Raw genomic sequence first — 18,697 nt, 5'->3', positions numbered from 1 at the left:
CCCCATGCCGGATCACTTCCTGCGCTTGGGCTCCTTCGACGCTGCCGGTTCCTGGGCGGCCTGGGGCTTGGGCTGCGCGTCCTGTGCGGTCTCCTGCGATTTGGGGCTCAGAACGACGGACTCGATGCGGAACGGCAGGATGCCGACGCTGCGCGCGTTGATCTGCCAGGTCTCGCGCGGCTGATCCTCGTTGTCGGTCCAGGGTTCGCGCTCCATGCGGCCGACGACCAGCACGCGCATGCCCTTCTGGTAAAGGTCCTTCCAGTGTGCGGCGTCGCGGTGCCAGATTTCCACCGGCGCCCAGAAGCCGCCGCGGTCCTCGAAGTCACCGCCCTTGGTGGGAACGGGGTTGTCGAAATACACGTTCAGCCGCAACAAGCGCCGCGGTTCGTCGTTGCCGTTGGGGAACTCCCGGTACTCGGGGGGCGAGCCGATGTTGCCTTCGCCCGAAAAATGCGTGCTCATGGTGCAATCTCCTTGGTGGTTGAAATACCCGTGCCATGTCGGCGTCGGGCGCGTGCTGGGGTGCCCGACGCGATCACCGATCGCGCACTCCGGGGGGTATGGACGCGAGCCGGCGCAGGTAGGCGTCTTCCGCCTCGGCGGCCTTGCTGGCGCACTCCTGGGCCTGCCTACCCAGGGTGTGCAACAGGCTGATCTGCATGTTCAGCGTGATGCGCTGCAGCTCGATCGCGTGCAGGTCGGCCAGCAGGTTGACCGGCGTGCTGGTGCTCGCCATCAGCTCCTGCCACAGGGCCACGCCCATGGCCGAGCGGTCGTTCCTGCGCCAGCGCAGGAACGTCGTTCCCGCGCCAGTGGTCTGCTGGGCCAGTTCCACGGGCAGCAGATGGAAGGGATGCCCACCGGCCTGTTGCAGCACTTGTCGCTGCGCCAGGCCGATCAACTCGTCGCGCATGGCGAAGCACTGGCTGGCCCAGGCCTCCAAGTCCCCTTTACCTTTAAAAGGCTTTAAAAGGCCTTTTAGAGAGGCCGCGTGTTCCAGGCGCATGAAGGCTCCCTGTTGCAGGCCCCGGAAGTAGCGGGTCGGCTGGTTCAGATCGCTCATGCGGATTCGTCCTCGCCGGCAGTGGCTGCGCCTTCGGACGGGTCGGCAGCAGCGGCCGCATCACCATCGACGCTGGTAGCGGCTGCGGCAGGATTCTCACCGCGCTGTTGCAGACCACGGCGCACCATGGGTGGCGCAAACGTCGAGCGGCGCGTGCCTTCGAGGACGTCCTGCGGCAACTCGCCGAACTTCTCCAGCGCGACCCGCGCTGCGGCATTCTTCGCCGCGAAATCGTCGCGGGTGCAGCCCGAGTAGCGGTACTGCTGGGCCAGCGAGAACAGGCTGCGCAGCGCGTGCGCGCCCTCGTTGAGCCAGCGCTCCAAAGTGCTGCGGTCGATCAGCGCGGTGTGGTGGGCGAGGATCAGCTTGCGCGCGATGTCGTCGTAGTCGGCCAGGAGATAGACGGCGGCAAAGCCCAACTGCGCATTGACGAACAGCGGCAGCTTGACGGGCTGCACGTTGAGGTTCTCGCCCAGGCTCAATGCCGCAGGCACGCCCGCCAGTGCCTGGTCCACTTGTTTGCGCAAGGTCTGCAGCGTGGTCCTGGTCTGGTCGAGCTTGTCCTCGATGCGCAGCATCCACCAGTCGCTGTAGGGGTCGTCCTGCTCCGAGCCGCGCTTCATCTTATTCATCACCGCGATGTAGCCGTTCAGGCCGACAATGCCGGGTCGCCCTTCGGCGGCGGCGCGGCCGTGCCAGATGCGGGAAGCGTGATGCGTGTGCAGCGTCAGCGACATCGCGCTGCGCAGGGAGCCGAGGTTGAGTTGCAATGGTTCGTTGCTGGTTGCCATGGTGAGCGCTCGCAGTTGGACAGGGAGCCGCCAGCATCCGCATGCAGCGGAAGGCAGTCAGTCAACAAACCGAAATGAGCCGGCCCCCGGTTCTATGCGCGCTGGCGGCGCAGCGCGCAACGGTCCCTTGGAGGCCGGAGCATTCACGTTGGCGCTCCGTGCCTCGGTCGTTGACGGTATGCGTACTGCACCGCACGTCGCGCTGCCGTTCGACACGATCCTTCGCCGCGCAGCCGTCCCCAGTGGACCGTTCCGTTGAGCGCCATGGAGGTCTGCTTCATGGTCTTGCAGGCGCTCTACTCAGGTTTTGCGCAGCATGTCGCGCCGTCGTCCGGCGTTTCACCACACAGCCGTCCCCTGGGGACCGTTTCTGCCGACCGCCAAGGAGGTCTGCTTCATGGCCTTGCCAGGCCCTGCGCTCAGGATTTGCGCAGCAGATCGCGCAGGCGCTCGATGTGCTGCCGGGCCACCGCGGGCGGCACGACGTTGCGCGGCGGCTCGGGCGGTGGCGCTCGCGCCGCCGATGGTGTTGGCGCTGCCGGGCTGGTCTGCTTGGCCCACGCATTGAACTCGCCGCGCATGGCGCGCTGGATGATGCCGAACAGGTACCCGGCGGGGTTGCGGATGCCATGCTTGCCGCACCGTGCGGCCCACTCGTCCAGCACAGCCTGCCGCAGGGCAGCGTCCACTTGCTGCAACGCCATCCTGGCGCCGGCTTGCTGTTCCGCCTTCAGTTCCGCGAAACGCTTGGGCCATTGCAGGTCGCCCAGCGCGCGCGCCTGCGCGGTAGTACGTACTTCATCAATACGACTACTACGTACTGTACGGTCCTGCTTCGGATTCCGAAGAGCGCCGTCTGGCGCGGGTTTCGGCCCTGCTTCGGATTCCGAAGAAGGGCGTTCGCCATTCCGAAGAAGGCTGGCGGGCCCTTCTTCGGAATCGTGGATCGCATCCTCCTGTGGATAACTTGCGGTGGCGGTGATGCCCTGGTCGGCCAGGCGCTCGGCGAGCACTTGCAGCCGCGACGGCAAGGTGCGTCCGGACAACATCGGGTCGTCCGCGATCTCCTGGAGGGTGTTGAGTCCCACCACCTGGACGGCCTTGGCGGAATGCCCCAGCGACTGGCTGACCAGGGCCAGGTAGTCGGCGTCGAGCTGCATGGCCTCGAACAGTGTCAGGGGTTCGTCGTGCAGGACGTAGAGGTTTCCGAGGATGCGGCCGGTCTTGGGGTCGCGCCGTCGTCGCACGAGGCTCAGCCAGCGCGTCAGGCGCAGCAGCGTCAGCGCCCGCGCGACGGTCTCGTGGGAGGCTTGTCCCGCGCAGGGCATGGACGCCAGCCATGGGCGCAACTGCTCATAGGTCGGGAACGTCGTGACGCCGTCGTCGTTGAGCATCAGCCGGAACACCTGCCAGGCGTTGCGCTCCAGCGGTGTCAGGCGGCGGTCGACGAACAGCCGCCGCGGCACGCTCTCGTGCCGATTGCCACTGAATAGGAAGGCGTCGCCGGACGCCGCAGGCGTGGGCACTGCCATGGGCGCTGGCGCGCGGGGATTTGGATTGGGCGTGAGGTCCTTCAGCGCAGCGTCGAACAGGTCGGCGAGTGCGATGGGGCCTTGACGCGGGGCTCGTGGGGCGGTGTCGTCCACGGCCATGGCCTAGTCCAATCCCTGATCGACCCAGTTCCTGATCGCGGCCCAGACCACCGAGAGCGGCAGTGACATGCCCTCGGCCAGGTCCATGGCCGCATCGAGAATCGAGGTCTCATCCTCCAGATCGACGTTCCTGCTGCTGGTCACGGCTTTCCATTGCCGCCAAAGTTCGGTGTCCTGGGTCTCGTCCAGGACGGGGTGGCGCCCCTTGCGCTTGGGCAGGCCGAGGATCTCCCGCCGCAGGGCGACTTCCTGATGGGTCAGGCCATAGAAGCGGCTGACCATCTCCGTGCTGGCCCCCAGCCGCAGCATGCGATCGACCGTGGCGATTTCCTTCTCCACGTCCTGTGCCTGGTTGAGCAGGCGCTGCAGCACTTCGCGGTTGACCGTGACCGAGCACCACGAGACGCTGGCGTTGGCCAGCACGCTGATCAGCGCGGGGTGCTTGAGCGCATCCAGCTCGGCCTCGCCGAAGCCCATGGCCTTGCAGCGGCGCAGTTGGCCGTTGCGAAGGTCATACAGCGCCTGGGCAATCACGGCCTGGTTGAGCGGATGCGATGTGGACATGCGGCCTCCCTCGCTCACGTCCCGGGCGCCGTGGTGCCGGCTTCCAGGTCCAGCAGACGCCGGGCCAGGCGGAGCAGCCGAAATAGCTTGACCAACGCCGTGTCGCTCAAGCGCCTTGTGCAGTCGCCGTGGTGTTGACCCTGGCCGTGCAGCAGTGCTGGCAAGTCGGCGGCGAGCTGCGCGCCATCCACGCCCGCTTCAGCAGTGGGCTGACCCGTCAGAGTGATGAGCAGCGCCAGCACCGCCCGGCCGAGCGGCGATGGTGCATGGGCGGGCGCGCAGCAAACGAAGCCGATGCCATCGGAGCGATCCTCGATGCACTCGTCCAGGGCTGCCTCCCCGGCGATCTCGCGCGCGAACTGCGCGATGTGGATGCGCAGCCGATCGGGCGTGTCCAGGCCGGCGTCGATGTACCAGACGTCGGAGATCGGATAGAGCCCGCCGGCTTGCACCGGGATGGACTGCAGCACGCTCGCCGAGAAGTCGGGCGGCAGCGCATCGCCCAACTGGTCGGCAACCATGCGCTGGATCGACTGCAGCCGTTCGGTCGTCGGTGCCGGCGAGACGATGTGCTCGAGAAGCAGATCGCCTGGTGCGGCCGTGGGGCTTTCCGTTGTCGTCTCTCGGGCCGTATCCTCGCGCAAGGTGGGCTCGGACGCCGGAGGGCTGGCGGGTGGAGGACTGGCCGCCGCTGCAGGCTTGGCGATGGACGATGCTACGCCCGGGGGAGGCGGCGTGCCGGCGGTGGGCGAAGGCAACGCCGGCGGCGCCGCAGGTGGCGTCGGGTCACTGACCAGCGCCCGGTGGCGGCTTTCCGATTCGGTCAGGTCCAGCGCCAACACGTCGTAGCCGATGCCCAGCAGCTCGGACATCTGGCCGATCAGCTCGTCCTGCACGCGCTGCGGCGCGAACTCGTCGCCCTGCGTGTCGAACTGCGCCAGCACCTCCTGAAAGAAGCTGTCGAAGTCCAGCGGCAGCGTGCGGTCCTTGGCATAGTGCTCCCAGGTGCGCTTGCAGGCCGTCCGCATGACCGACAGCCGCTCGACCTGGTGGCGCCCCAGGCCGCCATAGAGCACAGTGGGAATGGCGGGCAGCAGGTAGCGCACCGCGTCGGCCATGCGGGTGATGTGCGACCGCTGGACGGGGAACCCATCGGCCGCCAGGCGGCGGGCCAGTTCCGACTGGCTCAGGGCGGCGCTACTCTCCTGCTCGTAGAACTCGCGTGCTTTCTCGACGCCGAGCGCGCGCTCGATGAACGTGAGGCCACCGCGCAGTTCGTTCTCGGCAAGATGCCCGGTCAGCGCGACGATTTCACCGCGCTCCGGCCATGGCCGAAACAGGCACGATATGCGGAAGAAGCGTTCGTCCTTGGTCTCCGACCAGAGTTCGCGCAGGATCGCCAGCCGCGTGTTGCCGCCGTTGCGGATGATGTAGTGGTCCTCGCCGGGCCGGCGGGTGATGGCTGGCGCCGCGTCCAGGCCGCGCTCGCGGATGGACGCCTTGATTTCCTCGTAGGCGGGGTTGCGCTTCATGCGCGGGTCATGGTCGTAGGGCCGCAGCTGGTCCAGCGTCACGACCATGGGCGTGTCCGCGATCGGGTCGCTCAAGGCCGTAGCCGCTGGGCCGCTGCGCTCGAAGCCGGCCGCGAGCAGCTTGCCGGCCATGTCCTGCGAGGTCATGTCAGCCATGGCCGCACCCCTCGCAGTCCCCACGACCGCCGGCCGGCGCCATGCGGGCCTCTCGCTCGGCGCGGCGGATCTGCGCACGGGCGTTCAATTCGGCCCGGTGGTCGCTCGCGGTCGAACTGGTGTAGATCGCCGCGCAGCCGGCCTTGGTGAACTTGAGGTGCCCGCCCGGCGTGCGCTTGACGTGCCAGCCTTCACCGACCGCGAACTCGATCAGCGCGCGCAGCCGCTTGTGGCCGCGGGCCAGTTCATGTGCGTTCGCCATGGGACCTCCCGGCATCAAGAGGACGTGGCGGGCGACCGGACATTGCGGCAAATCTGTCCTGCCATTGCGGGAACAGCTCGCTTGCGAGCGCGCGCATCGTGTCGAGCGAGGCCGGCGCGACCCTGCCGGGCGGCTGGCGGTGCTCGACCCGATGCACCGGCAGGCCGCGCGTCGCGGCGCGCGGATAGGCTTCGATGGCTGGCACGTCGGTGGCGAGCACGCGGATGCCGGCATGGTCTTGGAACAGGTCGCGCAGGGCCTGCTGGATCAGTCGGGCGTTCGCCGACACCGGGTGGACGCGGTTGATGAGCAGGTGCAGCGGCGGCGGTTCGATGCCCAGGTGCCGGTACGGCGCGATGTCTTCGAGCAACTGCATGGTGCCGCGTCGAAGCTCCCGGGCCGCGAGGATTTCCGGCGTGACGGGCGACAGCGCAAGGTCGGAGGCGAGCACCGCCATCTCCAGCAGCACGGAACGCGCGCCCTGGGTGTCGATCAGCACCAGGTCGTAGAGGGGAGCAAGTGCTGGCAGCAGATGCCGCAGCCGCAGGCGGCCATCCGGCGCATGCAGCAATAAGGTGTTCAGCTCGCCCCGGTGGTCGTTGGACAGCACCAGGTCCAGGCCCGCGATGATCGTGCGGGACACGAGCTGGCCAAGGTCGCGCTCGTTGAAGGCCAACAGCTCATAGATGCCGCCCGGCGCGCGCTGGGTCAGTTCGTAGTAGGAGGACAAGGTGGGCTGCACGTCGAGATCGAGCAGCAGCACGCGCAGGCCCGCGTCCGCGGCGAGCCCGCCCAGGTTGGCGGCCGTCGTGGTCTTGCCGACGCCGCCCTTCGTTGAAATGATGGATACGACCTGCATGGCGCTCTCCGGCTGGGAATGGGAAGTCCGCGGGAGAACGGGTCAGGTCCGGTGGTTGAGGCGCTCGGCGATCCACTGGTCGATTTCGATCGAATCCCAGCCGACGGCGCGCACGCCCAGGCGCAGCGCCTGGGGAAACTGGCGCTTCTTCATCAGGTTGTAAATGTGGGCGCGTTTGAAGCCGGACTTGGCTTCGACTTCATCGAGCCGCAGGATGCGGCGCTCGTTCGGCGGGAGTACAGGGGGCTGCGACATGGCGGTCACTCCTGAACGCTCGGTGGCGTTTGTTGGCGTGACCTTTATTCAATAGACCTGGCTGCGGAAAGACATTGCAAATGCAATCTCCGCGGTTGCACATACAAGCTGGAAAAACCTCATGCGCTTGCGCTACGGACGTACTTCCTGGCGTTGGCGAACTTGCCGTTCAAGGTTCGCTCCGTGATGCCCATGGTGCCGCCGAAGTGGGCGACCAATGCCGAGACGAGTGCCTCCTGTGTTTTGAAGCTGGAATAGGGCACACCCGAAGGGGACTGGCCCAGCATCAGCGTCAGCATCCCGCCGATGATGTTGAGATACGTCGTCTCCGCTCGCTCGCTGATCTCGCATTGCTTGGAAGCCAGCAGCGCGGTGGACTGCTTGAGCAAGGTGTCGCGCTGCTCCTGCAATTCCTGCATCTGGCGACGCGCATGCTCCAGGGCCGCCTGAAGGGCCAGTCGCTCGATCAGGATCGCCTGTCCTGTTTCCAAGGTGATAAAAGGATGCGCCATGCGTTCGCCACGGCTGAACAGGAATCCTGGCCGGTGCTCGGGATAGTGGTTGCGCATCCAGCGCTTCAGATCGACATGGCGAACGGTCAGATCCGGCGACTGCAGCAGCTTCGGATCATTGAGCGTGATGCCGTTCTGGCCGTAGGGCAGCTCCCCGTTGAGGATGCCGTCATAGATACGCTCCGAGTACAGCCGGCACTCATTCCATCGCGGGCAATTCAACGATGGAGGCAGGAAGCGCGGTGACGCGATCGCAGCCAGGATCATCGGCAGGTACCGCAGCAACCCGGCCCACCGTATGGCAGCCTCGATGGGACGATAGAACACCTTCGATGTTGGAATGTCCTTGTGCATGTCTTCGTCTCCTTTCGGAAGCGCTACATCACCGGCTCCTTTCTTGCCCTGCCAAGGGCTGCTGTGTCGTTATGACCTTCCGCGGGTGCCTGGGAAGATGCCCTGAACGTAGACGGGCGAGGTGATTGGTTTGGCGTCCGCTGTAGGTGGCCTCGTCTTGCTCGTTGTGCAAGAATCGATCGGTTGCCGGCCCATCGAGCGATGAGGACGAAAGCTCGATATTGGCGCTCACGGTACCAGCGTCATGCGCTGCGCTGTTCCCCGCAAAACCGATTTGGTATGGTCTGATACGGCGATGGTTTCAGAAGCTGCGATCAACGGCTTCTGTTCTCCGGGACCTAGGGTCGGCAGAGAAAATCCGGCGGTGTCATATCTGCCCCGGATGCTGATATAGCGATATAGCATCACCCGCGCAGGTCCAGATGACTGCCAACCTGAGATTCGATGCTCACAAGTCCGTAGCAGTTGGTCTACTTGCTCTCTGGTTTCGAGACTGGAAGTGTTGTCGTCCGGTCCGAGGTAGATGGGCGGGGTGATGAATGCCCTGGCATTCCAGGAAGTGGCTTTGCCTAACATGCTCATGGTAAAATTCCCCAGGCTTACTTTGGAATTCCGTTCGGGTGTACTCGGGCCGAGTTCTGGCTTTTAAATTCAACACTTTGGTCTGTCCATGACCCGTACCGCTTCGACCAACATCGCTCTGTGGTGGCGCTTCCAATAGGAAGCGGCATGTCGTTGCGGTCTTGACCGCACCTTGCCGCCGTACCGGCAGGCAAGGTTTCAAGAAGGCTCCCCGGCACGGCGGCTCCAAGATTTGAGGAGATTGCCCGATGCCCTTGGCACCCCAGCCCCGTCGTAGAACTGATGCCCCGCGCGCTGTGTCGCCGCGAGGGGTAGGTCTGTCCGCCCAGTCTCAGCACTTGGCCCTGGCATGCGGGCGCCGTCGCTGCGTCAGTACACCGCACTGGCGCACGCCAAGACATCTCTCAGGAGCCCTTGCTACCTTGAGCCAGCACATGCTCGCGCTTCGTCCATCGCAATCAACTGTCGATGTGTGTAATAAAGTGGGTAATGGAGGTTGTGTGTAATGGAAAACATTAATGAAATCAAGGACTTAGAATCATGAGACTCCTGATGATCGACAACTACGACAGCTTTACCTACAACATCGTCCAGTACTTCGGCGAACTGGGCGCCGACGTGACCGTGGTGCGCAACGACGAGACCACGGTGGCCGAGGTGCAGGCGCTGATCGCGCGCGAAGGCATGGAGCGCCTGGTGATCTCTCCGGGCCCGTGCTCGCCGGCCGAGGCCGGCATCTCGGTGGCCGCGATCCGGCACTTCGCGGGCAAGCTGCCCATCCTGGGTGTCTGCCTGGGCCACCAGAGCATCGGCGCGGCCTTTGGCGGCGACATCATCCGCGCGGGCCAGCAGATGCATGGCAAGACCAGCGTGATCAGCACCGACCAGCGCGGCGTGTTCGCCGGGCTGCCCAAGGAATTCACGGTCAACCGCTACCACTCGCTGGTGATCGACCGCCATACCTTGCCCGAGTGCCTTGCAGTCACGGCCACCAGCGAGGATGGCGAGATCCAGGGCGTGCGCCATCGTGAACTGGCCATCGAGGGCGTGCAGTTCCACCCCGAAAGCATCCTGACCGAGCACGGCCATGCCATGCTCCGAAACTTCCTGGAGCAGAAGGCCTGAACGGCCCGGTGCCGATACTCATGAATATATAGCGGCTGGCGCTGGATATTTCTGATCTTCAGCATCGATCCATGCTGAAACCAAGAAGATTCAAGCGCAAGCTGCTCCTGAATAAAGAGAGATTGCCATGACCCAGATCACTCCCCAGGAAGCGCTGCAACGCACCATCGAGCACCGCGAAATCTTCCACGACGAGATGCTGCACCTGATGCGCATGATCATGCGCGGCGAGCTCTCGCCCGTGATGACGGCGGCCATCCTCACGGGCCTGCGCGTGAAGAAGGAGACCATCGGCGAGATCTCGGCCGCAGCCCAGGTGATGCGCGAGTTCTCCAACAAGGTCAACGTGCACGACAAATCCCATCTGGTGGACATCGTGGGCACGGGCGGCGACGGCGCCAACACCTTCAACATCTCCACCTGCTCCACCTTCGTGATCGCGGCGGCGGGCGGCAAGGTCAGCAAGCACGGCGGGCGCAGCGTCAGCAGCAAGAGCGGCAGCGCCGACGCCATGGAGGCGCTGGGCGTGAACATCAACCTCGGCCCCGCCCACATCGCCGACTGCATACGCGACGTGGGCATAGGCTTCATGTTCGCGCCCAACCACCATCCGGCCATGAAGAACGTGGCGCCCGTGCGCAAGGAACTGGGCGTGCGCACCATCTTCAACATCCTGGGCCCGCTGACCAATCCGGCCGGCGCGCCCAACATCCTCATGGGCGTGTTCCACGAGGACCTGGTCGGCATCCAGGTGCGTGCGCTGCAGCGCCTGGGCGCCGAGCATGCCATCGTGGTCTACGGCCGCGACGGCCTGGACGAGATCAGCCTGGGCGCGGGCACGCTGGTGGGCGAGCTCAAGGACGGCGTGGTGCGCGAATACGAAATCCATCCCGAGGACTTCGGCCTGCGCATGGTGGGCACCCGGGCCTTCAAGGTCGAGAACCCCGAGGAATCCAAGGCCATGCTGCTGGGCGTGCTCGGCGGCGAGCAGGGCCCGGCGCGCGACATCGTCTGCCTGAATGCGGGCGCGGCCCTGTACGCGGCCAATGTGGCCGCCTCCATCGAGGACGGCCTGGAGCGTGCGCAAAAGGCGCTGGACAGCGGCGCGGCCCTGGCCAAGCTGCAGGAGCTGGTGGCGTATACCCAGAACCTGCAAAAGCCCGGTGTCTGAGGGCGCACGGCGTCGCAGCCCCGAGATGCCATGACGGTTCCCGCACGGCAAGCCCTGGAACCCCTGCTGCAGGCGGTGCGCACGCAGCCGCAGTGGCGGCTGCCCGAATTCGTGGAACTGGGCCGCCCGGCCTGGGGCGATGCAATGCGGGGGATGGCCTGGGGCACGGGGGCGGTGATCATGCTGTCGTTCATCGCGTCGGCCGGACCGGCCGAGGCCTTGGCGGCCTCGGCCATCGTGCTTGCCGCATGGCTGGGCCTGCGCCGGTGGCGCGGGCGGCGCAGCGCGCCCCTGGGCGAGGGGCGCCCGGATGGCGGGCGCGGCTGCGTCGTCGAGGTCGCGCAGCGCCGCATCCGCAGCACGGGCCTGGAGCCTTCGGTACAGTGGCTGCTGGAGCCTGCGGCCGAATGGAGCCTGGGCCGCGTGGCCTTCGAGGATCGTCCGCGCCAGTGGCATGGCTGGCGCATCGAGCTGCGCCATGCGCGCAAGGGACCCGTGGCCGTGCTGTGCACGGTGCTGCACATGAGCCGTGCCGAGCCTGATCTGCTGGCGCTGGATGCGCTGGTGGACGAGATGGCGCAGCGGCTGGAGATCCGCCAGAGCGGCGAGCGCTGCGTGCCTGCACGCCGTTGAAGAATTCAAGAGAAAGAAACCGTATGTCTGACATTCTGAAAAAAATCTGCGACGTCAAGGTCCAGGAAGTGGCGGCCGCCAAGAAGCGCATGCCCCTGGAGGACATGCGCCGGGACGCGGAAAGCCGCGTGCTCACGCGCGACTTCGTGGGCGCGCTGCGCGCCAGGATCGCGGCCGGCCAGGCCGGCGTGATCGCCGAGGTGAAGAAGGCCAGCCCCAGCAAGGGCGTGATCCGCGCCGACTTCATTCCCGCCGACATCGCCCAGAGCTATGCCATGGGCGATGGCGAGGTCAGCGCCGCTTGCCTGTCCGTGCTCACCGACAAGCAGTTCTTCCAGGGCAGCATCGACTACCTCAAGCAGGCGCGCGCCAGCTGCCTGCTGCCCGTGCTGCGCAAGGACTTCATGGTCGACCCCTACCAGATCTACGAGTCGCGTGCCATCGGAGCCGACTGCGTGCTGCTGATCGCCGCCTGCCTGGAGGACGCGCAGATGGCCGAGATGGAGCAGATCGCGATGAGCCTGGACATGGCCGTGCTGGTGGAAGTGCATGACGCCCAGGAACTGGAGCGTGCATTGAAGCTCAAGACGCCGCTGGTGGGCATCAACAACCGCAATTTGCGCAACTTCGAGGTCCGCATCGAGACCACGCTGGAGCTGCAAAAGAGCGTGCCCGCCGACCGCCTGCTGGTCACCGAGTCGGGCATCCTGACCCGGGACGACGTCAAGACCCTGCGCGACGCGGGCGTCAACGCCTTCCTCGTGGGCGAGGCCTTCATGCGCGCCGAGGAACCGGGCGAGGCGCTGGCGCGGCTATTTCGCTGATCCTGCTCCAGAACGCGCGAAAATTGCCGCATGAACACCGCCAACGATTCCCAGCCTTCGCCTTCCTCGACACCTGCCGCAACGCAGCTGATGTCGGCCGATCCGGCCGATTGGCCGGTGGCGCCGGGCTGGAAACCGTTGATCGATGAATTCTTTGCAGGGCCTGCCGGTCAGCGTCTGCTGGCCTTTCTGCGGCAGCGCCTGGATGCCGGCGCCGTGATCTTCCCTCCCCAGCCGCTGCGCGCGCTGGATCTCACGCCGCCCGAAGATGTGCGGGTGGTCATCCTGGGCCAGGACCCCTACCATGGGCGCGGACAGGCCGAAGGCCTGGCATTCTCGGTGGCGCCCGGCGTGCGCCTGCCGCCTTCGCTGCAGAACATCTTCAAGGAAATGCAGCGCGACCTGGGCGTGCCCTTTCCCCCCTTCCCGAATCCCGGCGGCAGCCTGGTCAAATGGGCAAAGAACGGCGTGCTGCTGCTCAACACCTGCCTCACGGTGGAAGAGGGCCAGGCCGCCAGCCATTCGGGCAAGGGCTGGGAAGTGCTGACCGACGCCGTGATCCGCCATGTGGCCGAAGGCGAGCGACCCGTGGTCTTCATGCTCTGGGGCTCGCATGCCCAGTCCAAGCGGGCCCTGATTCCCCGCGACAAGGGCCATCTGGTATTGACGAGCAACCATCCCTCGCCGCTGTCTGCGCTGCGCCCGCCGGTGCCCTTCATCGGCAACGGCCACTTCGGCAAGGCCAGGGAATTCCGGCAGCAGCACGGGTATTGAGGCCTACTTTGCCTGCCGGGTGCATTCGGAGGCAAACCCCAGCCCGTCTGAACTAGCGCGACGGCCGCTCCTCCAGGGAAAGCGGCATGGCTATTCATTACAAGCTAGTTTTTGCGCTCCAGCAGCATCGAGTCCCCATAGCTGAAGAAGCGGTAGTGCTGGGCGATCGCATGGCGGTACAGCGCCATGATGTGATCGTAGCCCGAGAAGGCGCTGACCAGCATCATGAGCGTGCTCTTGGGCAGGTGGAAGTTGGTCACCAGCATGTCGACGACCTGAAACTCGAAGCCGGGCGTGATGAAGATGCTGGTGTCGCCCGTGATGTTGCCGTATTGGGCCCAGGATTCCAGCGTGCGCACGGTGGTGGTGCCCACGGCCACGACGCGGCCGCCGCGCTGGCGGCAGCGCTCCAGGGCGGCCAGCGTGGGCAGCGGTATGTCGTACCACTCGCTGTGCATCTGATGCTCGGCGAGGTTCTCCGTCTTCACGGGCTGGAAAGTTCCGGCGCCCACATGCAGGGTGACGCTGGCACGCTCCACGCCCCTGGCCTGCAGGGCCGCGAGCACGGTTTCGTCGAAGTGCAGGGCGGCCGTCGGGGCGGCCACGGCACCGGGCTGGGCGGCGAACACGGTCTGGTAGCGTTCGCTGTCTTCCTTTTCATCGGGGTCGACTTCGCCGTCCTGGTGGCGCTCGATATAGGGCGGCAGCGGCAGATGGCCGAACTTCTCCATCAGCTCGTACGGCGTCTCGCCATGCGCACCGGTCAGTGCCAGATGGAACAGCGGGCCGTCTGCATCCGGCCAGCGGCCCAGCAGTTCGGCGTCGAAGCCGCCATTCCGGAGGCCGCCGCACAGATGGATTCTGGCACCGGGCAGGGGCTTCTTGCTCACCCGCATATGGGCCACGACCTCGTTGCCAGTGAGCACGCGCTCCACCAGCAGTTCCAGCTTGCCGCCGCTGGCCTTCTCGCCGAAGATCCGGGCCTTGAGCACCTTGGTGTCGTTGAACACCAGCAGGTCGCCGGCTTGCAGCTGGTCGGGCAGTTCGCGGAAGATGCGATCGGTGGGGGGGGAGCTGGCGGCCGTCGAGCAGGCGCGAGGCGCTGCGCACGGCGGTGGGATGCTGGGCAATCAGGGATTCGGGCAGTTCAAAGTCGAAATCGCTGAGCGAGAAAACACGGGTGCTGGAAGACATGCAGGGCTTGAGGGCCGTACCGGGCCCGTTCCAAGTTCAATGAACACAAGCCCGCCATTGTCGCAAATCGCCACGGTCATTGCCGGCTGGCCATGCGCATCATGGGCATTGGCGCCGTGGCGGGAAGCTTGATCCAGGCAATGGTATGGCAAGAGCTGTATATTCATACACTATTGCACTTGCATCCGTGAGGCCCTGTGTGCCGCGGCCATCTCGATGGCCCGGCCGAGAGGCCCAGCCAGGAATTCCGTACGCATGTCCAACCACTCCTTCGCCGCATCTTGCGCACCGGCTCCTTCTCTGGATGAGGCCGGTGGCATGGGGGCGGGCGCTTCTGCCGGTGCCAAGGCCAGGGGCGGCAGGGCTTCCGACAAGAAGAGTGCACGCAAGCCTGCCAAGACCGAGGAAGCCAAGCCGAAGCCCGGCGAAGCAAAAAAGACCCTCAGCCCGGCTCAGCAGGCCTTGCTCAAGCTGGGCTTGCGGCGCGACATCGACCTGGCCCTGCATCTGCCGCTGCGCTATGAGGACGAGACGCGCATCACGCCGCTCAAGAACGCACGCGACGGCGATACCGTGCAGATCGAAGCCACGGTCACGCACAGCGAGGTGCAGCTGCGGCCCCGGCGCATGCTCAAGGTGACGGTGGAGGATGGCACGGGCAGCTGCGTGCTGACCTTCTTCAGCTTCTACCCCTCGCAGCAGAAGGCCATGGCCGTGGGCGCGCGGCTGCGCATCCGCGGCGAGGTCAAGGGCGGCTTCTGGGGCCGGCAGATGATGCATCCGGCCTTTCGCGCCGCAGGCGGCGAGCTGCCCACGGCCCTCACGCCTGTCTATCCCACGGTGGCCAGCCTGCCCCAGCCCTATCTGCGCCGGGCCATCGCCACGGCGCTGCTGCGCGCGGACCTGTCCGAGACCCTGCCACCCGGCGAGCCGCCTCCGGTGGCACAGCACTATGGCTCAAATGGCCTGCAGCCTTTGTATGACCTGCGCAGTGCGCTCACCTTTTTGCATCACCCTGCGCCCGATGTAGCCCTGGCCACGCTCGAAGACCATAGCCACCCGGCCTGGCAGCGGCTCAAGGCCGAGGAGCTGTTGGCCCAGCAGCTGTCGCAATACGAAGCCAAGCGCGAGCGTACGCGCCTGAAGGCACCGGTGCTGCGGGCGGCCCATGACGAACTCACGCAACAGTTTCTGGGCCAGCTGCCGTTCGGCCTGACCGGGGCCCAGCAGCGCGTGGTCGGCGAAATCCGCGCCGACATGGAGCGCAGCATTCCCATGCACCGGCTGCTGCAGGGCGATGTGGGCTCGGGCAAGACCGTGGTGGCGGCGCTGTCGGCCGTGGCCTGCATCGCGGCAGGCTGGCAGTGCGCGCTGATGGCGCCCACCGAAATCCTGGCCGAGCAGCACTTCGGCAAGCTGGTCGGCTGGCTCGAACCCTTGCTCGCGCCCCTGGGCAAGCGCGTGGCCTGGCTGGCGGGTGCGCAGAAGAAGAAAGAGCGTGCCGAGATGCTGGCCCTGGTCGAAAGCGGCGAGGCCGCGCTGGTCGTGGGCACCCACGCCGTGATCCAGGAGCAGGTGCAGTTCAGGAATTTGGCGCTGGCCGTGATCGACGAGCAGCATCGCTTCGGCGTGGCCCAGCGGCTGGCCTTGCGGCAGAAACTGGCTGCCACTGGAATGGAGCCGCATCTCCTGATGATGAGCGCCACGCCGATTCCGCGCACGCTGGCCATGAGCTACTACGCCGACCTGGACGTTTCCACCATCGACGAGCTGCCGCCGGGGCGCACGCCCATCGTCACCAAGCTGATCTCGGACAGCCGCAAGGACGAGGTGATCGAGCGCATAGGCGCCCAGGTCGCCAGCGGGCGGCAGGTCTACTGGGTCTGCCCGCTGATCGAGGAAAGCGAGGCGCTGGACCTGTCCAATGCCACGGCCACGCATGAATACCTGAGCGAGATGCTGCCCGGCGTCATGGTGGGGTTGCTGCATTCGCGCATGCCCACGGCCGAGAAAAAGGCCGTGATGGAGCTGTTCTCCGCCGGCATCATGGGCGTGCTGGTGTCGACCACGGTGATCGAGGTGGGCGTGGATGTGCCCAATGCCTCGCTCATGGTCATCGAGCATTCGGAGCGTTTCGGCCTGTCCCAGCTGCACCAGCTGCGCGGCCGCGTGGGGCGCGGCGCGGCGGCTTCGGCCTGCGTGCTGCTGTATTCGGTCAACGACAACGGCCGGTTGTCGGACACCGGCAAGGAGCGCCTGCGCGCCATGGCGGAGACCAATGACGGCTTCGAGATCGCACGGCGCGACCTGGAGATCCGCGGTCCCGGCGAATTCCTGGGTTCGCGCCAGTCGGGCGCGCCCATGCTGCGCTTTGCCGACCTGGAGCAGGATGTGCTGCTGCTGGACTGGGCACGCGAGCTGGCGCCGCGCATGCTGGAGCGATATCCTGCGCTGGCGGCCCGCCATGTGAGCCGCTGGCTGGGCGGAAAGGCGGAATACCTGAAGGCCTGAAGCCTGCCGGGATGCGGTCCGGGCAGGAGGCGGCAGGGCATCGGCCGGAATTTTTTTGAGGACATATGCACAAGAAGGCCGGCAAGACATAAGCTTTCCGCTGGGCCGTTTTGCGCTAATCATGTTTTCGTAGTTGACGCGTGAAAAATCTGTGATTGAATCAGCGCGTATCTGTTCATTTTTTTTTGACTATTACAGGCGGGCTAGCTGGCAATTCGCCAATTGCAAGGGCGGGCCTGTCTGACGGATAAAACAACAATCTCCATGACCCTCACCGAACTGAAGTACATCGTGGCCGTCGCGCGAGAAAAGCACTTCGGGCGTGCCGCCGAAGCCTGCTATGTCTCCCAGCCCACGTTGTCCGTTGCCATCAAGAAGCTGGAAGAAGAACTGGATGTCAAGCTTTTCGAGCGCAGCGCCGGAGAGGTTTCCGTCACCTCGCTGGGCGAGGAGATCGTGCGCCAGGCGCAAAGCGTGCTCGAGCAGGCCAACGAGATCAAGGAAATCGCCAAGCGCGGCAAGGACCCGCTGTCCGGCGTGCTGACGCTGGGCGTGATCTACACCATCGGCCCCTACCTGTTGCCAGAGCTGGTGCGCAATTCCATCCGCATGACGCCCCAGATGCCGCTGATGCTGCAGGAGAACTTCACCATCAAGCTGCTGGAGATGCTGCGCATGGGCGAGATCGACTGCGCCATCATGGCCGAGCCCTTCCCCGATACGGGCCTGGCGCTGGCACCGCTGTACGACGAACCCTTCATGGCCGCCGTGCCCAGCGGCCATCCGCTGGCGCAGAAGGAAAGCCTGTCCACCACCGACCTCAAGAACGAGACCATGCTGCTGCTGGGCGCGGGCCACTGCTTCCGCGACCATGTGCTGGAGGTCTGCCCCGAATTCGCGCGCTATGCGAGCAACGCCGAAGGCATACGCCGCACCTTCGAAGGCTCGTCGCTCGAGACCATCAAGCACATGGTGGCCGCCGGCATGGGCGTGACCCTGGTGCCGCGCCTTTCCGTGCCCGAGGATGCTCTGGCCAGCACCGAACGCCGCCGCAAGACCGACGAACCCCATATCCGCTATCTGCCCATCCATGCCGAAGACGGCATTGCTCCGCCCTCGCGCCGCGTGGTGCTGGCCTGGCGCCGCAGCTTCACGCGCTACGAAGCGATTGCCGCGCTGCGCAACGCCGTCTATGCCTGCCCGCTGCCGGGCGTGCAGCGCCTCTCGGAGTGATTGCAGCGGCACGCGGCCCGGCTCCGTGGGCGGAGCCCGACCGGATGGATCCCGATTCCCGTTAACCCATGAAAGGTGACACCATGGCCAAGCAAGCAGGCAAGGACAAATCGGACAAGCGCAAGCAGGAGGCCGCAGCGCCGCGCAGCGCCGGCATCAATATCGGCATCAGCGACGAGGACCGCGCCGCCATCGCCAAGGGCCTGTCGGCCCTGCTGGCCGACACCTATACGCTGTACCTGACCACGCACAACTTCCACTGGAACGTCACGGGCCCCATGTTCAACACGCTGCACACCATGTTCATGGGGCAGTACACGGAGCTGTGGAATGCGGTCGACCCGGTGGCCGAGCGTATCCGCGCGCTGGGCCACCACGCGCCGGGCTCGTATGCGCAATTCGGCAAGCTCACCAGCCTGCCCGATGTGCCGCCCGAGCCGCCCAAGGCCATGGAGATGGTGCGCATCCTGGTGCAGGGCCATGAAGCCGTGGCACGCACCGCGCGCCAGCTCTTTCCGCTGGCCGACAAGGCCAACGACGAGCCCACGGCCGATCTGCTGACCCAGCGCCTGACCGTGCACGAGCAGACGGCCTGGATGCTGCGCTCGCTGCTGGAAGACTGATGAGAAGCGCCGCCTGCGGCGCTT

The 18,697-nt window shown here is 65.8% G+C and carries 20 protein-coding genes and 1 pseudogene; 8 read left to right on the top strand and 13 right to left on the bottom strand.

What is annotated here, in order from left to right; genetic code table 11:
- Positions 1–12: 12 nt before the first annotated feature.
- The 11 genes from V8Z74_RS09355 to V8Z74_RS09305 all read right to left on the bottom strand — a co-directional run bounded on the left by V8Z74_RS09355 (position 13) and on the right by V8Z74_RS09305 (position 8,585).
- Positions 13–465, bottom strand: coding sequence for a single-stranded DNA-binding protein (locus tag V8Z74_RS09355; protein ID WP_003050391.1), 453 nt, complete (start codon positions 463–465; stop codon positions 13–15).
- A 73-nt stretch (positions 466–538) separates the two neighbouring features.
- Positions 539–1,066: a DUF3158 family protein gene (locus V8Z74_RS09350; protein WP_003050393.1), complete on the bottom strand. Its 528-nt coding sequence runs from the start codon at positions 1,064–1,066 to the stop codon at positions 539–541.
- Positions 1,063–1,857: a PFL_4669 family integrating conjugative element protein gene (locus tag V8Z74_RS09345; RefSeq protein WP_003050396.1), complete on the bottom strand. Its 795-nt coding sequence runs from the start codon at positions 1,855–1,857 to the stop codon at positions 1,063–1,065. The genes V8Z74_RS09350 and V8Z74_RS09345 overlap by 4 nt, the downstream gene beginning before the upstream one ends.
- A gap of 419 nt (positions 1,858–2,276) precedes the next feature.
- On the bottom strand, positions 2,277–3,509 hold the full coding sequence (locus tag V8Z74_RS09340; RefSeq protein ID WP_003050398.1) for an STY4528 family pathogenicity island replication protein: 1,233 nt from the start codon (positions 3,507–3,509) through the stop codon (positions 2,277–2,279).
- 3 nt (positions 3,510–3,512) lie between these two features.
- Positions 3,513–4,073, bottom strand: a complete 561-nt coding sequence (locus V8Z74_RS09335) for a DUF2857 domain-containing protein (RefSeq protein ID WP_003050401.1) — start codon at positions 4,071–4,073, stop codon at positions 3,513–3,515.
- A gap of 14 nt (positions 4,074–4,087) precedes the next feature.
- Positions 4,088–5,761 (bottom strand): ParB family protein, encoded by a 1,674-nt coding sequence (locus V8Z74_RS09330; protein ID WP_003050404.1) that lies wholly within the window; start codon positions 5,759–5,761, stop codon positions 4,088–4,090.
- The gene (locus tag V8Z74_RS09325) at positions 5,754–6,023 is read right to left on the bottom strand and encodes a hypothetical protein (protein WP_003050422.1); all 270 of its coding nucleotides are present in this window, start codon (positions 6,021–6,023) and stop codon (positions 5,754–5,756) included. The genes V8Z74_RS09330 and V8Z74_RS09325 overlap by 8 nt, the downstream gene beginning before the upstream one ends.
- Positions 6,007–6,882: a ParA family protein gene (locus V8Z74_RS09320; RefSeq protein ID WP_003050424.1), complete on the bottom strand. Its 876-nt coding sequence runs from the start codon at positions 6,880–6,882 to the stop codon at positions 6,007–6,009. Before V8Z74_RS09320 ends, V8Z74_RS09325 begins: the two co-directional genes overlap by 17 nt.
- 42 nt (positions 6,883–6,924) lie before the next feature.
- Positions 6,925–7,137 (bottom strand): AlpA family transcriptional regulator, encoded by a 213-nt coding sequence (locus V8Z74_RS09315; protein ID WP_003050427.1) that lies wholly within the window; start codon positions 7,135–7,137, stop codon positions 6,925–6,927.
- Positions 7,138–7,256: 119 nt separating this feature from the next.
- Complete coding sequence (locus V8Z74_RS09310) at positions 7,257–8,003, bottom strand: hypothetical protein (RefSeq protein ID WP_003050429.1); 747 nt, start codon at positions 8,001–8,003, stop codon at positions 7,257–7,259.
- A 228-nt stretch (positions 8,004–8,231) separates the two neighbouring features.
- Positions 8,232–8,585, bottom strand: a complete 354-nt coding sequence (locus V8Z74_RS09305) for a hypothetical protein (protein WP_128457255.1) — start codon at positions 8,583–8,585, stop codon at positions 8,232–8,234.
- Between the two features lie 540 nt (positions 8,586–9,125).
- Here V8Z74_RS09305 and V8Z74_RS09300 point away from each other — a divergent pair.
- The 5 genes from V8Z74_RS09300 to V8Z74_RS09280 all read left to right on the top strand — a co-directional run bounded on the left by V8Z74_RS09300 (position 9,126) and on the right by V8Z74_RS09280 (position 13,112).
- Positions 9,126–9,710: an anthranilate synthase component II gene (locus tag V8Z74_RS09300; protein WP_349709014.1), complete on the top strand. Its 585-nt coding sequence runs from the start codon at positions 9,126–9,128 to the stop codon at positions 9,708–9,710.
- 127 nt (positions 9,711–9,837) lie between these two features.
- On the top strand, positions 9,838–10,881 hold the full coding sequence (trpD, locus tag V8Z74_RS09295) for an anthranilate phosphoribosyltransferase (protein WP_349709013.1): 1,044 nt from the start codon (positions 9,838–9,840) through the stop codon (positions 10,879–10,881).
- A 30-nt stretch (positions 10,882–10,911) separates the two neighbouring features.
- Complete coding sequence (locus V8Z74_RS09290; protein WP_349709012.1) at positions 10,912–11,514, top strand: hypothetical protein; 603 nt, start codon at positions 10,912–10,914, stop codon at positions 11,512–11,514.
- Between the two features lie 23 nt (positions 11,515–11,537).
- Positions 11,538–12,338 (top strand): indole-3-glycerol phosphate synthase TrpC, encoded by an 801-nt coding sequence (gene trpC / locus V8Z74_RS09285; protein ID WP_349709011.1) that lies wholly within the window; start codon positions 11,538–11,540, stop codon positions 12,336–12,338.
- A 30-nt stretch (positions 12,339–12,368) separates the two neighbouring features.
- Positions 12,369–13,112: a uracil-DNA glycosylase gene (locus tag V8Z74_RS09280; protein ID WP_349709010.1), complete on the top strand. Its 744-nt coding sequence runs from the start codon at positions 12,369–12,371 to the stop codon at positions 13,110–13,112.
- 104 nt (positions 13,113–13,216) lie between these two features.
- On the opposite strand, the gene queA is transcribed toward V8Z74_RS09280, so the two are convergent.
- Both queA and V8Z74_RS26250 read right to left on the bottom strand, forming a co-directional pair.
- Positions 13,217–14,233, bottom strand: a complete 1,017-nt coding sequence (gene queA / locus V8Z74_RS09275; RefSeq protein ID WP_502879503.1) for a tRNA preQ1(34) S-adenosylmethionine ribosyltransferase-isomerase QueA — start codon at positions 14,231–14,233, stop codon at positions 13,217–13,219.
- Between the two features lies 1 nt (position 14,234).
- Positions 14,235–14,306 (bottom strand): annotated as a pseudogene (locus V8Z74_RS26250) (hypothetical protein); the annotation flags it as partial.
- 318 nt (positions 14,307–14,624) lie between these two features.
- Between V8Z74_RS26250 and recG the strand changes: the two are divergent.
- From recG to V8Z74_RS09260, 3 genes are all read left to right on the top strand, one after another.
- A complete protein-coding gene (gene recG, locus V8Z74_RS09270) occupies positions 14,625–16,817 on the top strand; it encodes an ATP-dependent DNA helicase RecG (RefSeq protein ID WP_349709114.1) in 2,193 nt (730 codons plus the stop codon).
- Positions 16,818–17,081: 264 nt separating this feature from the next.
- Positions 17,082–18,050 (top strand): LysR substrate-binding domain-containing protein, encoded by a 969-nt coding sequence (locus tag V8Z74_RS09265; RefSeq protein WP_066475594.1) that lies wholly within the window; start codon positions 17,082–17,084, stop codon positions 18,048–18,050.
- 83 nt (positions 18,051–18,133) lie between these two features.
- The gene (locus V8Z74_RS09260; RefSeq protein WP_349709009.1) at positions 18,134–18,673 is read left to right on the top strand and encodes a Dps family protein; all 540 of its coding nucleotides are present in this window, start codon (positions 18,134–18,136) and stop codon (positions 18,671–18,673) included.
- The last annotated feature ends 24 nt before the right edge of the window (positions 18,674–18,697 follow it).

Source organism: Comamonas sp. w2-DMI (assembly GCF_040187735.1).
Classification (GTDB): domain Bacteria; phylum Pseudomonadota; class Gammaproteobacteria; order Burkholderiales; family Burkholderiaceae_C; genus Comamonas; species Comamonas terrae.
The sequence above is the reverse complement of the archived record's forward strand: the minus strand, read 5'-3'. Positions and strand labels throughout refer to the sequence as shown.

Coding starts and splice junctions, on each gene's coding strand:
- V8Z74_RS09355 (WP_003050391.1), bottom strand. CDS start 465: ATGAGCACGCATTTTTCGGGCGAAGGCAACATCGGCTCGCCCCCCGAG.
- V8Z74_RS09350 (WP_003050393.1), bottom strand. CDS start 1,066: ATGAGCGATCTGAACCAGCCGACCCGCTACTTCCGGGGCCTGCAACAG.
- V8Z74_RS09345 (WP_003050396.1), bottom strand. CDS start 1,857: ATGGCAACCAGCAACGAACCATTGCAACTCAACCTCGGCTCCCTGCGC.
- V8Z74_RS09340 (WP_003050398.1), bottom strand. CDS start 3,509: ATGGCCGTGGACGACACCGCCCCACGAGCCCCGCGTCAAGGCCCCATC.
- V8Z74_RS09335 (WP_003050401.1), bottom strand. CDS start 4,073: ATGTCCACATCGCATCCGCTCAACCAGGCCGTGATTGCCCAGGCGCTG.
- V8Z74_RS09330 (WP_003050404.1), bottom strand. CDS start 5,761: ATGGCTGACATGACCTCGCAGGACATGGCCGGCAAGCTGCTCGCGGCC.
- V8Z74_RS09325 (WP_003050422.1), bottom strand. CDS start 6,023: ATGGCGAACGCACATGAACTGGCCCGCGGCCACAAGCGGCTGCGCGCG.
- V8Z74_RS09320 (WP_003050424.1), bottom strand. CDS start 6,882: ATGCAGGTCGTATCCATCATTTCAACGAAGGGCGGCGTCGGCAAGACC.
- V8Z74_RS09315 (WP_003050427.1), bottom strand. CDS start 7,137: ATGTCGCAGCCCCCTGTACTCCCGCCGAACGAGCGCCGCATCCTGCGG.
- V8Z74_RS09310 (WP_003050429.1), bottom strand. CDS start 8,003: ATGCACAAGGACATTCCAACATCGAAGGTGTTCTATCGTCCCATCGAG.
- V8Z74_RS09305 (WP_128457255.1), bottom strand. CDS start 8,585: ATGAGCATGTTAGGCAAAGCCACTTCCTGGAATGCCAGGGCATTCATC.
- V8Z74_RS09300 (WP_349709014.1), top strand. CDS start 9,126: ATGAGACTCCTGATGATCGACAACTACGACAGCTTTACCTACAACATC.
- trpD (WP_349709013.1), top strand. CDS start 9,838: ATGACCCAGATCACTCCCCAGGAAGCGCTGCAACGCACCATCGAGCAC.
- V8Z74_RS09290 (WP_349709012.1), top strand. CDS start 10,912: ATGACGGTTCCCGCACGGCAAGCCCTGGAACCCCTGCTGCAGGCGGTG.
- trpC (WP_349709011.1), top strand. CDS start 11,538: ATGTCTGACATTCTGAAAAAAATCTGCGACGTCAAGGTCCAGGAAGTG.
- V8Z74_RS09280 (WP_349709010.1), top strand. CDS start 12,369: ATGAACACCGCCAACGATTCCCAGCCTTCGCCTTCCTCGACACCTGCC.
- recG (WP_349709114.1), top strand. CDS start 14,625: ATGGGGGCGGGCGCTTCTGCCGGTGCCAAGGCCAGGGGCGGCAGGGCT.
- V8Z74_RS09265 (WP_066475594.1), top strand. CDS start 17,082: ATGACCCTCACCGAACTGAAGTACATCGTGGCCGTCGCGCGAGAAAAG.
- V8Z74_RS09260 (WP_349709009.1), top strand. CDS start 18,134: ATGGCCAAGCAAGCAGGCAAGGACAAATCGGACAAGCGCAAGCAGGAG.